General features: G+C 57.3%; 14 protein-coding genes. 8 read left to right on the forward strand and 6 right to left on the reverse strand.

All coding sequences use genetic code 11. The annotated features are described in order from the left end of the window. Positions 1-21: 21 nt before the first annotated feature. A complete protein-coding gene (locus AC2FHX_RS11255; RefSeq protein ID WP_281972692.1) occupies positions 22-765 on the forward strand; it encodes a rhomboid family intramembrane serine protease in 744 nt (247 codons plus the stop codon). On the opposite strand, the gene AC2FHX_RS11260 is transcribed toward AC2FHX_RS11255, so the two are convergent. Further along, entirely contained in the window at positions 730-1,572 is an 843-nt protein-coding gene (locus AC2FHX_RS11260) for an IclR family transcriptional regulator (RefSeq protein ID WP_496693860.1), read from the reverse strand. The two genes, AC2FHX_RS11255 and AC2FHX_RS11260, sit on opposite strands and share 36 nt — an antisense overlap. A 189-nt stretch (positions 1,573-1,761) precedes the next feature. Between AC2FHX_RS11260 and bhcA the strand changes: the two genes are divergently transcribed. From bhcA to bhcD, 4 genes are read left to right on the forward strand one after another with little or no spacing between them, the layout of a single operon-like run. Next, entirely contained in the window at positions 1,762-2,952 is a 1,191-nt protein-coding gene (bhcA, locus tag AC2FHX_RS11265) for an L-aspartate--glyoxylate aminotransferase BhcA (protein WP_496701543.1), read from the forward strand. A gap of 11 nt (positions 2,953-2,963) precedes the next feature. Continuing rightward, positions 2,964-3,935 carry a beta-hydroxyaspartate dehydratase BhcB gene (gene bhcB, locus AC2FHX_RS11270; RefSeq protein WP_496694737.1) on the forward strand — a complete coding sequence of 324 codons (972 nt, stop codon included), beginning with the start codon at positions 2,964-2,966 and terminating at the stop codon, positions 3,933-3,935. A gap of 11 nt (positions 3,936-3,946) precedes the next feature. Beyond that, on the forward strand, positions 3,947-5,110 hold the full coding sequence (gene bhcC / locus AC2FHX_RS11275; RefSeq protein WP_496701541.1) for a 3-hydroxy-D-aspartate aldolase BhcC: 1,164 nt from the start codon (positions 3,947-3,949) through the stop codon (positions 5,108-5,110). Positions 5,111-5,123: 13 nt separating this feature from the next. Beyond that, positions 5,124-6,104: an iminosuccinate reductase BhcD gene (gene bhcD / locus AC2FHX_RS11280; RefSeq protein WP_496690987.1), complete on the forward strand. Its 981-nt coding sequence runs from the start codon at positions 5,124-5,126 to the stop codon at positions 6,102-6,104. A gap of 54 nt (positions 6,105-6,158) precedes the next feature. Here bhcD and AC2FHX_RS11285 read toward each other — a convergent pair whose 3' ends face one another. Beyond that, entirely contained in the window at positions 6,159-6,944 is a 786-nt protein-coding gene (locus AC2FHX_RS11285) for an inositol monophosphatase family protein (RefSeq protein ID WP_142636646.1), read from the reverse strand. A gap of 96 nt (positions 6,945-7,040) precedes the next feature. Further along, positions 7,041-7,946, reverse strand: coding sequence for a LysR family transcriptional regulator (locus tag AC2FHX_RS11290; protein ID WP_496701538.1), 906 nt, complete (start codon positions 7,944-7,946; stop codon positions 7,041-7,043). A gap of 93 nt (positions 7,947-8,039) precedes the next feature. On the opposite strand from AC2FHX_RS11290, the gene metF reads away from it, so the two are divergent. Both metF and AC2FHX_RS11300 read left to right on the forward strand, forming a co-directional pair. Beyond that, entirely contained in the window at positions 8,040-8,906 is an 867-nt protein-coding gene (gene metF / locus AC2FHX_RS11295) for a methylenetetrahydrofolate reductase [NAD(P)H] (protein ID WP_496701536.1), read from the forward strand. 214 nt (positions 8,907-9,120) lie between these two features. Beyond that, positions 9,121-9,792 carry a J domain-containing protein gene (locus AC2FHX_RS11300; RefSeq protein WP_496701534.1) on the forward strand — a complete coding sequence of 224 codons (672 nt, stop codon included), beginning with the start codon at positions 9,121-9,123 and terminating at the stop codon, positions 9,790-9,792. Between the two features lie 52 nt (positions 9,793-9,844). Here the strand turns inward: AC2FHX_RS11300 and AC2FHX_RS11305 are convergent, their stop codons facing one another. Beyond that, positions 9,845-10,363: a YHS domain-containing (seleno)protein gene (locus tag AC2FHX_RS11305; protein ID WP_496689615.1), complete on the reverse strand. Its 519-nt coding sequence runs from the start codon at positions 10,361-10,363 to the stop codon at positions 9,845-9,847. Between the two features lie 246 nt (positions 10,364-10,609). Between AC2FHX_RS11305 and yghU the strand changes: the two genes are divergently transcribed. After that, positions 10,610-11,488: a glutathione-dependent disulfide-bond oxidoreductase gene (gene yghU, locus AC2FHX_RS11310; RefSeq protein WP_271949300.1), complete on the forward strand. Its 879-nt coding sequence runs from the start codon at positions 10,610-10,612 to the stop codon at positions 11,486-11,488. 45 nt (positions 11,489-11,533) lie between these two features. Here yghU and AC2FHX_RS11315 read toward each other — a convergent pair whose 3' ends face one another. Next, positions 11,534-12,322 (reverse strand): SseB family protein, encoded by a 789-nt coding sequence (locus AC2FHX_RS11315; RefSeq protein ID WP_281972684.1) that lies wholly within the window; start codon positions 12,320-12,322, stop codon positions 11,534-11,536. Next, the gene (locus AC2FHX_RS11320; protein ID WP_282027571.1) at positions 12,315-12,902 is read right to left on the reverse strand and encodes a uracil-DNA glycosylase family protein; all 588 of its coding nucleotides are present in this window, start codon (positions 12,900-12,902) and stop codon (positions 12,315-12,317) included. The genes AC2FHX_RS11315 and AC2FHX_RS11320 overlap by 8 nt, the downstream gene beginning before the upstream one ends. Positions 12,903-13,102 lie beyond the last annotated feature (200 nt).

Here is a 13,102-nt window from a genome sequence, read left to right on the forward strand (position 1 = left end):
CCAACCGCCCAGCGTCGCACCATGTTTCCAATTCGTGACCATAACCCTTCGGGACGCACACCGTATGTCATCTATCTGTTGATGGCTGCAAATATCCTGATTTTCCTCAGCTATGCGGGAAGCATGGAGAACCAGCGGCTGATCACCCAGCTGTATACCGACTATGCGGTGGTGCCCGCCCGGATTACGGACGGCTATACGCTTGAGACCCTCGTGACCTCGATGTTCCTGCATGGCGGCTGGATGCATCTGGCAGGAAACATGCTGTTCCTGTGGATCTTCGGCGACAACCTCGAAGACGAAATGGGCCACCTGCCCTTTCTACTGTTCTATCTTGCCGCCGGTATCGGGGCCGGTCTGATCCACGTCGTCACAGCGCCACAATCTCTGGTCCCTACGATTGGTGCGTCTGGCGCAATAGCTGGCGTCATGGGTGGCTATTTGTTGATGTTCCCCAAAGCGCGCGTGGACATCCTGCTTGTTCTGGTGATCTATTTCCGTGTCTTCTCGATCCCGGCGTTTGTCATGCTAGGCGTGTGGCTGGGTATGCAGTTCATTGGGAGCCTGTCCAGCAACCCCGACGAGGGCGGCGTCGCCTATTGGGCCCATACCGGGGGCTTCCTTGTTGGTTTGCTCTTGTGCATACCCCTTTGGTTGCGGCGCGGCGCGAGTGACTATTGGAACCGCACCCATGGGCATCCGCCCCATCCAGAGCACGAATACAAGCTGTCACAATCCCGCATCCCCCGCATCCCGCGCCGGTAAGCGCCCACCGCTGAGCAAGGTAACCTCTTGCGCGGCGGCTTGTACCAATCGGCCCAATTCCGGCGCGCGTTCAGTGCTGAACCGGGCGGTAGGGCCAGATACGGAAATGCCCGCACAGGGTTCCCCCCGGTCGTTGAAGATGGCCGCACCGATGCATGACATCCCCTCGTATCGTTCCTCCCGATCATGCGACCACCCGCGGGCCCGGGTCTGATCCAGATCGCTTTGCAGTGCATCACCGGGCACCAGTGTTTGAGGCGTGAAGACCTTTGTGTCCAACGTGCCCAGCGCTTTGATCAATGCAGCCTCGTTCAACGCGGCCAAGATCGCCTTACCGGTGCCCGAGGCATACATCGGTGTCCGCGCGCCCGGTGGAAAAAAGGCCCGGATCGGATTGGCCGTTTCGACCTGCCCCACAAACACCACTTCGGCCCCGTCCGGAACGGCTAGATTCGCCGTCTCGCCGCTATCTTGCATCAGCCGGCGTAAAATGGGCCTTCCGATTTCGATAACACCATTACGGCGTAGAAAGGACGCTCCGGTGCGATAGGTCTCGATCCCGATCATCCATTCTTGACGCTCTTCATCAAAGGCGACGAAACCGTGCTTCTGCAGCGTCACCAGAATTCGGTGTGTTGTGGCCGTGGGCACATCAACTTCGCGCGCCAAATCGCTGAGTGCTGCGCGTTCCAGACGGGCCACTGTGGTCAAAACGCTCAGCGCCCGATCCAGCGATTGCATGGTCCCGGCCGAGCTTTCCTTGAACAGCGATTTTGGTCTGCCGCGTGGCCTTTTCTGCGTTTCCATCCCAGGCATTTCCTTTCAGCTGTCCAGAGTTTCTCGCGTCCGGATTTCTTGCACGTAAAAATGAAAAACGGAAAAGTTTAAAATATCAGTAGCTTAATATTTATCTTCAATAAATGAAAATATTTTTCAAGAAAATTGCGTAATGCAGCTTTTTCCCGGACACTTATCTCCAAAGCAGAGGAACAAGCCATGTCGAACCAAAACCCGGTTTTCATTCCCGGCCCGACCAACATACCTGATAGATTGCGCCTGGCCATGCAGGTCCAGACGCAGGATCATCGCGCGCCGGACTTTGTCCAGACATTTGCACCCGTACTGGAAGACACCAAGAAGGTCTTTGATACCGCTGCGGCCCAGATCGTTATCTTTCCCGCCAGCGGCACAGGTGGATGGGAGGCTGCAATCACCAACACGCTCAGCCCCGGTGATAAGGTCCTGATAGCGCGCTATGGCGTTTTCAGCCACCGCTGGATTGATCTGTGCACACGTCACGGGCTTGACGTTCAGGTCATCGACTGCCCTTGGGGCAGCGGCGCTCCCGCTGACCAATTTCAGACGGTTCTGACTGGGGACAAAGCGCATGAAATTCGCGCCGTTCTGGTCACTCATAATGAAACGGCGACAGGGGTGCTTTCGGATATCGGGGCTGTAAGGCGGGCGATGGATACTGCCAATCATCCGGCGCTTTTGATGGTGGACTGCGTCAGCTCTTTGGCCTCTGTACCGTTTGAGTTCGACCGCTGGGGCGTCGACATCGCGGTTTCGGGATCGCAGAAGGGATTCATGCTGGCCACTGGCATGGCCATCCTTTGCGTCAGCCAGAAAGCGCTGGACGCGATGGAAACCGCAGAGCTGCACCGGACCTTTTTCGATTTCCGGGATATGATGGCGGCCAATGCGACCGGAGGGTTTCCCTATACACCACCTCTGCAACTGATCTACGGGCTGCGTGAAAGCCTGAAGATGCTGTTTGAAGAAGGCTTACCGAATGTTTACGCCCGTCATCATCGGCTTGCCGAGGGCGTCCGGCGCGCCGTCGATGCTTGGGGGCTGGAACTGGTTGCTCAATCGCCAGACCTTTACTCGGACACGGTCAGCGCAATCTACGTGCCCGAAGGGTTCGACAGCAACATTCTGACCGACCATGCCTTTAACACCTACGGGATGTCCTTTGGTGTTGGCTTGGGCCAGTTGCACGGCAAGGCGTTCCGTATTGGGCATCTGGGCAGTCTGACAGATGCGATGGTCCTGTCCGGACTCTGTACGATCGAGATGGCAATGGCCGATCTAAGCTATCCGATCACGTTGGGCTCTGGCGTCGCCGCAGCCCAGGAACACTTTCGCGCCACACCCGGCAACCGAACCGAGGCCGCGGCGTAAGGAGAATGACAATGTTGGATCACCCCTCTGCCGCGGATCTGACGATCGAGGACATGCGTGTCGCGCATGATCGGATCAAACCGCATATCCGCCGAACTCCGGTCATGGTTTCGGACCACCTGAATGACCTGACCGGCGCGCAGCTGTTCTTCAAATGCGAAAATTTTCAAGAAGCCGGGGCCTTTAAGGTGCGTGGGGCCTGCAACGCTGTATTCGGCCTTGCAGACCATTTGATGCCCAAGGGTGTCTGCACGCATTCCAGCGGCAACCACGCCTTGTCTTTGTCTTATGCGGCCGGCCGCCGCGGCATTCCGTGCAACGTGGTCATGCCGCGCACAGCCCCGCAGGCCAAGAAGGACGCAGTTCGCCGATATGGCGGTACAATCACCGAATGTGACCCTTCGACAAGCTCGCGCGAAGCAACATTTGCCGAGGTTCAGGCCCGAACCGGTGGCGAATTTGTTCACCCCTATAACGACCCGCGTGTGATTACCGGTCAGGCCACCTGCTCCGCCGAACTGCTGGAACAGACTGGTGGTATGGACGCCGTTATCGCGCCCATCGGCGGTGGCGGCATGATTTCAGGCACCTGTCTGACGGTTTCGAACCTTGCGCCCGAGACCGCAATTTATGCAGCGGAACCGGAACAGGCGGATGACGCCTACCGGTCCTTCAAGGCCGGGCATATCATCGCAGATGACGCCCCCAAGACAGTCGCGGATGGGCTGCTGGTGCCCCTGAAAGAAAACACCTGGCATTTCGTATCCAACCACGTGACCGATATTTTTACCGCCTCGGAAGAGGAAATCATCGAAGCGATGAAACTGACCTGGAAGCACCTGCGCGTGGTGATGGAGCCGTCTTCGGCGGTTCCTCTGGCAACCATTTTGAAGAACCCAGAGGTTTTCCGAGGCAAGCGCATTGGCGTCATCGTGACCGGTGGCAATGTAGACCTGGACAAACTGCCCTGGCTGAAAGGGTAAGGAGAAACAACATGAACAAGACCGTAAATTTTGAAGACCTCGAGGTCGGCTTCGACATCCCTGCCGCGATCGGCATGGACGAAAGCGAGATACAGACGCCTTGCCTGATCCTTGATCTGGACGCGCTAGAGAGCAACATCCGAAAGATGGGCGATTTCGCAAAGGCCCATGGGATGCGCCATCGTGTTCATGGCAAGATGCACAAATCGGTCGATGTGGCCAAGCTGCAGGAACGGATGGGCGGTTCGGTCGGCGTCTGCTGTCAGAAAGTGTCGGAAGCCGAGGTATTTGCCCGTGGCGGCATTACGGACATCCTTGTATCCAACCAGGTGCGCGACCCGGCCAAGATTGACCGACTGGCACGGCTGCCCAATTTCGGCGCGCGTATCATTGTCTGCGTGGACGATATCGACAATATCTCCGACCTGTCGGCTGCCGCTTCGCGTCACGGCACAGAACTGGAAGTGTTCATCGAGATCGACTGCGGCGCAGGGCGCTGTGGTGTAACCACGACACCGGCGGTCATCGAGATTGCCAAAGCTGTGCAAGCAGCGCCAAATCTGAAATTCACCGGCATTCAGGCCTATCAGGGTGCGATGCAACATCTCGACACCTATGAGGCCCGTAAAGAGAAGCTGGATGTTGCCATTGCCATGGTCAAAGACGCTGTCGCCGGGTTGAAAGCAGAAGGGATCGAGTGCGAACTGGTTTCGGGCGGCGGCACCGGTTCCTATTATTTCGAAAGTAACTCGGGCGTTTACAACGAATTGCAATGCGGCTCTTACGCCTTCATGGACGCGGATTATGGGCGGATTCTGGATCAGAACGGCCAGCGGATTGATCAGGGAGAATGGGAAAATGCGCTGTTCATCCTGACCAGCGTCATGAGCCACGCCAAAGCAGACAAGGCCATCTGCGACGCCGGTCTCAAGGCGCAGTCGGTCGATAGCGGCCTGCCATTTGTGTTCGGGCGTGATGATGTCGAATACCTCAAGTGCTCGGACGAGCATGGGGTTATCGGGGATCCAGACGGCGTACTGAAAGTCAATGACAAGCTGCGGTTGGTGCCGGGCCACTGTGACCCCACCTGCAATGTCCATGATTGGTATGTGGGCGTACGGGGCGGCAAAGTCGAAGCCCTGTGGCCGGTCTCGGCCCGCGGGAAAGCCTTTTGAGATGAGGGATGTTATGAAAAGCGACGGCCTGCTGATTGTAGGCGAAGATCTGTGCGAGAAACTGGTAGGACGCCAGCAGGCCTTTGACGCTGTACAAGCTGTGTTCGGTGCGATGGCTAAAGGTGGCGCGTGGAACTTTCCCGTTATCCGCGAGGCTTTGGGCCATGCCGACGCACTCTATGGGTTCAAATCGGGATTTGACCGCGACGGTCAGGTGCTGGGCCTCAAATCCGGTGGATACTGGCCGGGCAATGCGGCGAAGGGCCTGACCAACCACCAATCCACAGTGTTTCTGTTCGACCCCGATACCGGGCGATTGTCCGCGCTTGTCGGGGGCAATTACCTGACAGCGGTGCGCACAGCGGCCTCTTCGGCGGTTTCGATCGCGCATCTGGCGCGGCAAGACGCAAGAGTACTTGGTATGGTCGGGGCCGGACATCAGTCAACTTTCCAGCTGCGGGCGGCGGCGGAACAGCGCGACTTCGAAAAGGTCATTGCCTGGAACCCGCATCCCGACATGCTGCCCCGCCTTGCAGCTGTGGCCACTGAGGTTGGGTTGGAATTCGAGGCCGTCAGCCAACAGGAGCTGGGCGCACAGGCGGATGTGATCATCACCATCACCTCGGCTTTTGAGCCGCTCTTGATGAAAGACTGGATCAAGCCCGGCACGCATCTAGCTTGCATGGGCACCGACACCAAAGGCAAACAGGAGGTTGACGCGGATCTCGTCGCTGCGGCGACTGTCTTTACCGACGAGGTCGCCCAGTCCGTGACAATCGGCGAGGCCCAACATGCCATCAGCCTTGGCGCCTTGACCGAGGATGCAATCGCGCCCATCGGCGCCGTCATCAATGGCGACCACCCCGGTCGGACAAGCGACGATCAGATCACTCTGTTTGATGGAACCGGGGTCGGGTTGCAGGATCTTGCAGTCGCCTCAGTCGCTGCACGATTGGCTGAAGAGGCCGATCTAGCCCAGCGCGCGACCCTCTGAAACGAAAAAGCGCGCCTCAATCGGGCGCGCTTGCTTGACCTGTCTGTTGCTGGCTCAGCCCCGGATGACCTTGGAAAACTGATCAAAGATGGGCTCGTTGGAACAGATGACCTCGCCGTCCTCCAGCACGTTACCTTCCGGGTTCAAAGCCTGCACAAAGCCACCAGCCTCTTTCACGATGATGATCCCGGCGGCAACATCCCAGGCATTCAGACGGCGTTCCCAAAAGCCTTCATACCGGCCAGCAGCAACATAAGCCATGTCCAGCGCTGCTGCGCCCCACCGACGTACACCGGCGCAGACTGGCATCAGACGTGCCAGATCCTGCAGGGTCGCAGGCAAGTCAGACCGTCCGCCAAAAGGCAGCCCGGTCGAAAAGATCGACTCGATCATGCGGTGACGACCCGAAACGCGGATACGGGTGTCGTTCATCCATGCGCCTTCGCCATTTTCTGCAAAGAACATCTCGTCCTTGGCGGCGTCATAGATCACACCGGCAACAATTTTGCCTTTATGTTCCAACGCGATCGAGATCGCCCAGTGCGGCAGGCCGTGCAGAAAATTCGTGGTGCCATCCAGCGGATCCACAATCCAGCGGCGGGTGGGATCTTCGCCGGCAATCTCGCCGCCCTCTTCGGCCAGCCAGCCATAGGTCGGGCGCGCGCCAAGCAGTTCCTCTTTCAGGATCGCCTCGGCTGCAATGTCTGCCTTGGACACAAAATCCCCGGCGCCTTTCATCGACACCTGAAGGTTCTCGACTTCACGAAAATCCTTGACCAGTGAACGCCCCGCTTTGCGCGCGGCTTTGATCATGATGTTGAGGTTTGCACTGCCAACCATTGTCCAAAGGCTCCTGTCCGGTCAAACCGCGCGTATACTGGGGCAATGCGCCCTTGCCAAGAGGAATGATACGCATAGCAGACCCGCGTTTTGTGCCTATTGCTCCTGCAGCTTGCGCGCCTCGGTTTTGGCCAGCTTGATCAGCTCTTGCACAAAGGGTTTCTCAAGGTCCTCGGTGCGCACTGCAGCATAAAGGCGACGTGTTACGCCCGCCTTGGTCAGCGGGCGGGTAACATAGTCGGAATTATACTTCACCTCACGCACGACCCAGTCCGGCAGCACCGAAATCCCCCGGTTCGACGCGACCAGCAACAGGATCACTGCGGTCAGCTCAACCTGCCGGATCGCGGCCGGTTCGACCCGCGCAGGGATCAGCAACTGGCTGAACACATCCAGCCGTGTGCGTTCGACCGGATAGGTAATCAGGGTCTGGCCGCGAAAATCCTCGGCCTCAATGAACTCTTTCTGGGCAAGCGGGTGTGTTGAAGCCGCGACAAACACCGCGTCATAGTCAAAGAGTTCGATGAATTCGACACCGGGCAGATCTTCTGGGTCCGAGGAAACGACCAGATCGACCTCTTCTTTTTGCAAAGCCGGCAAGGCATCAAAGGCCAGGCCGGGGCGGATATCGACATCCACATCGCCCCAGGATTTACGAAAGGATTCCAGCACCGGGAACAGCCACTCAAAACAGGCGTGGCATTCAATGGCTATATGCATACGGCCCGTGCGCCCGTCGCGCAAAGAAGAGAACTCCTGCTGTGTTGCCTCGACCTGCGGCAGGATCTGCTCGGCCAGGCGTAACAGCCGCAAACCGGCCGCCGAAAGTTTCATCGGTTTGGACCGGCGCAAGAACAATTCGACCCCGGCTTGATCCTCTAGGCCTTTGATTTGATGGCTCAACGCGGATTGAGTGATGTTCAGTTGATCTGCGGCACGGGCAAGCCCGCCACATTCATGGATCGCCTTGATCGTACGCAGGTGGCGGAATTCGATATGCATTGCGCGGAACTCATGTTGTTCTTGAATAATATGAGTTTGTCTCACAATGCGTAAGCTGGCACAAGGGTCAGAGATTTCACCCGTGAGGCCGAGATGACAAGACCAGAAGTTTCATTTGAATTTTTCCCGCCACAGACACTTGAGGCTTCATTCCGCCTTTGGGATACGGTGCAAACACTGGCACCGCTTGAACCGCGCTTTGTTTCTGTCACCTATGGCGCGGGGGGCACCACGCGCGAGCTGACGCGCGATGCGGTGGCCACACTGCACAAGTCCTCCGGCCTGCCTGTTGCTGCACATCTGACTTGTGTGGATGCGTCACGTCAGGAAACACTGGAAATCGCAGATACCTTTGCTCGGGCGGGCGTGGAGAACATCGTCGCCTTGCGCGGCGATCCGCCCAAGGGTCAGGATCGGTTCGCGCCGCACCCGGAAGGGTTCGCGGACTCGGTCGAATTAATCGAAGCACTGGCAGAAACCGAGATGTTCAGCATCCGTGTTGGCGCCTATCCAGACAAACACCCCGAAGCACGGGATTTTTCCGCCGATATCGACTGGCTAAAGGCCAAGCTGGACGCTGGGGCCGACGAAGCCCTGACACAGTTCTTTTTTGAGGCCGAGACCTTTTTCCGTTTCCGCGATGCCTGTGAAAAGGCAAGGATCGACAAGCCCATCGTTCCGGGCATCCTGCCGATCGAAAACTGGAAAGGGGCGCGCAACTTTGCCCGCAGATGCGGGACACATATTCCGGATTGGATCGAGAATGCCTTTGAGAAGGCCATTCGTGACGACCGCGAAGACCTGCTGGCCACCGCGTTGTGCACAGAACTTTGTTCAGACCTGATCGAGGGCGGAGTAGACAAGCTCCACTTTTACACCCTGAACCGGCCGGAACTGACCCGGGATGTGTGCTTTGCCCTTGGAGTCACACCAAAGGCCGAGCTTCAGAACGTCGCTTGATATCCGCTTGTTTCAGACTGTGCACCCGGGGCCAAAACCCCGGGTGTTTTTGTGGAACAAGTTGGGATTGCCCTGCCTAACAGGGGCCACTTGAACAATCCAACTGAAGCCTTATTCATTGTCGCGGTAAACCGTTCAATTCTGTTACAAATTTGACTTTAGCAGCCGCCCATTCATTGTGGGGCCGTATAGTTTGTTTATGAGTGAATTTAGTATGGAACCTTTTGACAAGGTTAGTGCCCGCGCCAATGCATTCGGCACACTTGGTCTGGCTCAAAGCGCCAGTTCAGATGACATTCGAGAAGCGTGGCGCGACATCGCATTCGAAGCCCACCCCGATAAGAATGGCGGAGACGGTGCGGCCTTGGCCAACGCCAAGGCGGCCTATGATTTGCTGCGCAGCGAGGGGCTGGCCGGGAAAGGTCTGGCGGGCTCGGCGGCGGGGAAACCACGCCGCCCCCGGTTGCGCAAACGCGTTATTCAGCTGGAAACCCAAGATATTGATGCCTGTCGTGCAATGTTGAATACGGCGCTGCCGCACTTGCAGGACTCCCCGGACACCCCAGTGGACAGTCAAGATGCGGATCGCCTGCAAGAGGCTGACCACATTCCGGACGCTGTCGGCTTGCATGGCCGCAACCTGACTTATTTCATTTCCGCACCTGTCTGCGAAGGTGCTAACCGCGTCGCATTGCCGACGAGTGTTCTTGCTGGCTCCAAGCGCGTCAAGACAGAGATTCTAAGCTTTCAGTCCAAAGATGCGGGCACGGGCGAAGTTGTCGTACCCGTTGCGCTTGCGACCAAGAAATTTCCGGGCGCCCGCAGCGTGCGGATCAGATTCAACGCCGACCAGCAAACGCAGGATGAGTACTGGTTGACCGGATGACAAACAAAAGCCCGGCAAATCAATGCCGGGCTTTGCATCCGTTGCAGAAATCTCAGTTTGCGACCGGGCCTTCGGAGGTAAACTTCGGGATCACGCTGCTGGAGGCCCCGTCGGCCTCGATGCCCGGCCAGTTTCCTTCAGCCAGATTTATATTGCCGGGAATATCTTCTTCAAAAAACCCGACAACCACATCGGTAATGTTTAGATACAGCTTGTCATCAACAATCCGCCACAGGTTCGGGTTCGCAGGCACCTTACCGCCGCGTGACACGCCATAGGCGCAGTGACCGTCATATTGCGGCGCATAATAAGCAGGGTTTTCCAAGAACTTGTCCCGGTTCTCTTCGGTCGAGAATGCCCAGGTAACGCCGTTGTATTCGGCCGTAATATCTGACCTTCCGCGGACGGCTTCGGGCTGTGATTGACCGACAGCAACCTGATCCAGACTGCGATAGGCAACCACGTCATATCCTGACACCGCATAGCCGGTGCCGTCCACATACTGATCACCTGCAAGGGCAGGCATGGCAAATGCCAAGGTCGCAGCTAAGGTCCAGGCAAGTCGTTTCATAAGGGCGGTCCTTTTTTATTGGATGGGTGATCGGCCCGGAATACGGGGCTGTGCAGAGAATAGGTGATTCCTCGATCGAACGCAGTCCCGCTCGCGTCGCTGTGACATCGAATGAGAAAACGTGAAGTCTTTTGCACTGAATGTTACAAAATCTTCCCAACGGGCAGGGTTGGACTTTGTCCTTTGCAATATTAGCTGTTGAAGCGAACGGATAATTCACCCGAACTTTGCTGAGAAAGGCAAGAAATGAGCGAGCAATCGACCTATACGCCCCCGATGGTCTGGACATGGGACAGCCAAAACGGCGGACAATTCGCTAATATCAACCGCCCGATTGCGGGGGCAACTCATGACAAGGATTTGCCTGCTGGGCGCCATCCTCTGCAGCTCTATTCGCTTGCCACTCCGAACGGGGTAAAAGTAACCGTCATGCTGGAAGAGCTTCTGGCGCTAGGCCATGAAGAGGCCGAGTACAACGCCTGGCTGATCAACATCGGCGAGGGAGATCAGTTTAGTTCGGGCTTTGTCGAGGCCAACCCGAACTCGAAGATCCCTGCCCTTTGGGATCGGTCCGGTGAAAAACCAGTGCGCGTGTTCGAAAGTGCCTCGATTCTGTTTCACCTGGCTGAAAGGTTCAACGCATTTCTACCCGAATCCGGGCCAGAACGGACAGAGGTGATGAACTGGGTTTTCTGGCAAATGGGCAGTGCACCATATCTGGGTGGCGGGTTTGGCCATTTCTACGCCTATGCGCCCGAGAAATGGGAATATCCCATCAACCGCTTTGCCATGGAAACCAAGCGGCAGCTGGATGTTCTGGATCGGGAGTTGTCCGAGAAAACCTATATCGCAGGCGAGGATTACTCTATCGCCGATATCGCGATCTGGCCCTGGTACGGACAACTGGTTCTTGGGCGCCTGTACAGCGCAGCCGAGTTCCTGGACGTCGAATCCTACAAGAACGTCATGCGCTGGGCCAAGGAGATTGACGCCCGTCCCGCCGTGAAACGTGGTCGCATGGTCAATCGTGCCTTTGGCGAAAAGCATACACAGCTTCACGAACGCCACGAGGCCGGCGACTTTGAAACGCGTACACAGGACAAGCTGGAGCCAGCAGCCGAGTAAACAAACCGGGCTTCGCGCATCAATCTGCGAAGCCCCATTCTACCATTACTTGAGCAAAGGCGGTTTGTCCGGATCGCGCCCAGGAGCGATATGCGCATTCACACGCGCCTCAGGCTGCGGCAGATCGTACCGCAAACCCACCCGCGCCAAAGACGCTGCGGCCGTGTCACTTGATTTGAAAAAACCTACGTCCATTGCCCCAGCTTCGACCCCGGAAAAGGTAAGCGCTTCGGATGCGGCCTTGGCCAGAGCTGCCTCTGCCCCTTCGACGGCATCGACAAAACCCAGCAAATGCCCGAACCCACCTTCAGCCGTTTTGGTGCTGACCAGATAGGCGGCTTGCGCCAACCCAATGGCCGTAGCCAGCTTGGCGTCCAAAGCTGTCAGCAGTTCGTCGGGCAACCCCGATGGAGCCAGGAACTCGGACAGGTGCTGTTGCACCTCTTCGGGACCATGCTGCAAAGTTTCCACCAACCAGCCCAATGCCTCGGGCGGGATCAACATCGAGGACGGGGCAACCTCAAGGTTCAACCCCAGCCCGATCCCCTGCCCCGACAACATAGACGATAAAACCCGCCCCGACAGCGCAACATAGGGCACCGGGCGGTCTGCGAAGCGGGCCAGCCGGTCTTCGCGATCGAATGCCAGCACAAAACGCCCGTCTGCCACATCGAACAATTCGGGCGAAATATTCTCGTTCTTTGCCTCTTCCGTCAGCATCAGGAACAGCTCACTGTCAGCCAGCCGTTCAAAGAAACGCAGACGGGCCGCATCATCCTGCGGAGCGGCCTCAGCCGCGGCATGGGCGGCGTCCAGAGCCGAAATCTCAGTCATTCAGAACCTCTTGCACCCGTGCACGCAAAACCGGCAACAGATCGGCTTCGAACCACGGATTTTTCTTCATCCATGCCGTATTCCGCCAGGACGGATGAGGCAAGGCAAAGACCCGCGGCGCATAGTCCCGCCAGTTGCGGACGGTTTCGGTGACTGACCCACGTGACTTCAGGTGATATCTATGGGCGTGCCCCCCGACAAGAATGGTCAACGGCACAGGCCCAAGATCCGCCATGACCCGATCATGCCAAGTCTGACCGCATACTGGCGGAGGAGGCAAATCTGCCTTGCGCGCATCATAGCCGGGAAAGCAAAACGCCATTGGAACGATCGAGACACGTGAACGGTCATAAAACAGCTCCTCATCAACACCCAACCACGCCCGAAGCCGATCACCGGAAGGGTCGGTAAAAGGGCGACCCGACGCATGCACACGTGCCCCCGGAGCCTGACCACAGACCAAAATAGGCGTGTCTTTGCGGAACCAGACAATGGGTCTTGGTTCATGCGCGGTTTCGGTTGCCGCAAATCGGTCGGCACAAATACGGCAGGCCTCTATTTCTTTTTCGAGTGGGTTCATGAGATCGCAATCAGTGCCGCATCAGGTGGTTGGTGTTCTGAAAGCAAGATAGGTAACACACATCCAGACGCCAACAGATGCAAAAGTCACATTACCAAAAACGACCCCCGGAACGCATTGATCATTTGTTTCATAATTCGACATAATGTGGCCTATATGGCGCCGTAGAGGTACCGTTCTTTCGCCGATCCGAACGGCGC

The sequence above is a fragment of the Ruegeria sp. CDSC042 genome (genome assembly GCF_059610745.1).

Coding starts and splice junctions, on each gene's coding strand:
- AC2FHX_RS11255 (WP_281972692.1), top strand. CDS start 22: ATGTTTCCAATTCGTGACCATAACCCTTCGGGACGCACACCGTATGTC.
- AC2FHX_RS11260 (WP_496693860.1), bottom strand. CDS start 1,572: ATGGAAACGCAGAAAAGGCCACGCGGCAGACCAAAATCGCTGTTCAAG.
- bhcA (WP_496701543.1), top strand. CDS start 1,762: ATGTCGAACCAAAACCCGGTTTTCATTCCCGGCCCGACCAACATACCT.
- bhcB (WP_496694737.1), top strand. CDS start 2,964: ATGTTGGATCACCCCTCTGCCGCGGATCTGACGATCGAGGACATGCGT.
- bhcC (WP_496701541.1), top strand. CDS start 3,947: ATGAACAAGACCGTAAATTTTGAAGACCTCGAGGTCGGCTTCGACATC.
- bhcD (WP_496690987.1), top strand. CDS start 5,124: ATGAAAAGCGACGGCCTGCTGATTGTAGGCGAAGATCTGTGCGAGAAA.
- AC2FHX_RS11285 (WP_142636646.1), bottom strand. CDS start 6,944: ATGGTTGGCAGTGCAAACCTCAACATCATGATCAAAGCCGCGCGCAAA.
- AC2FHX_RS11290 (WP_496701538.1), bottom strand. CDS start 7,946: ATGCATATCGAATTCCGCCACCTGCGTACGATCAAGGCGATCCATGAA.
- metF (WP_496701536.1), top strand. CDS start 8,040: ATGACAAGACCAGAAGTTTCATTTGAATTTTTCCCGCCACAGACACTT.
- AC2FHX_RS11300 (WP_496701534.1), top strand. CDS start 9,121: ATGGAACCTTTTGACAAGGTTAGTGCCCGCGCCAATGCATTCGGCACA.
- AC2FHX_RS11305 (WP_496689615.1), bottom strand. CDS start 10,363: ATGAAACGACTTGCCTGGACCTTAGCTGCGACCTTGGCATTTGCCATG.
- yghU (WP_271949300.1), top strand. CDS start 10,610: ATGAGCGAGCAATCGACCTATACGCCCCCGATGGTCTGGACATGGGAC.
- AC2FHX_RS11315 (WP_281972684.1), bottom strand. CDS start 12,322: ATGACTGAGATTTCGGCTCTGGACGCCGCCCATGCCGCGGCTGAGGCC.
- AC2FHX_RS11320 (WP_282027571.1), bottom strand. CDS start 12,902: ATGAACCCACTCGAAAAAGAAATAGAGGCCTGCCGTATTTGTGCCGAC.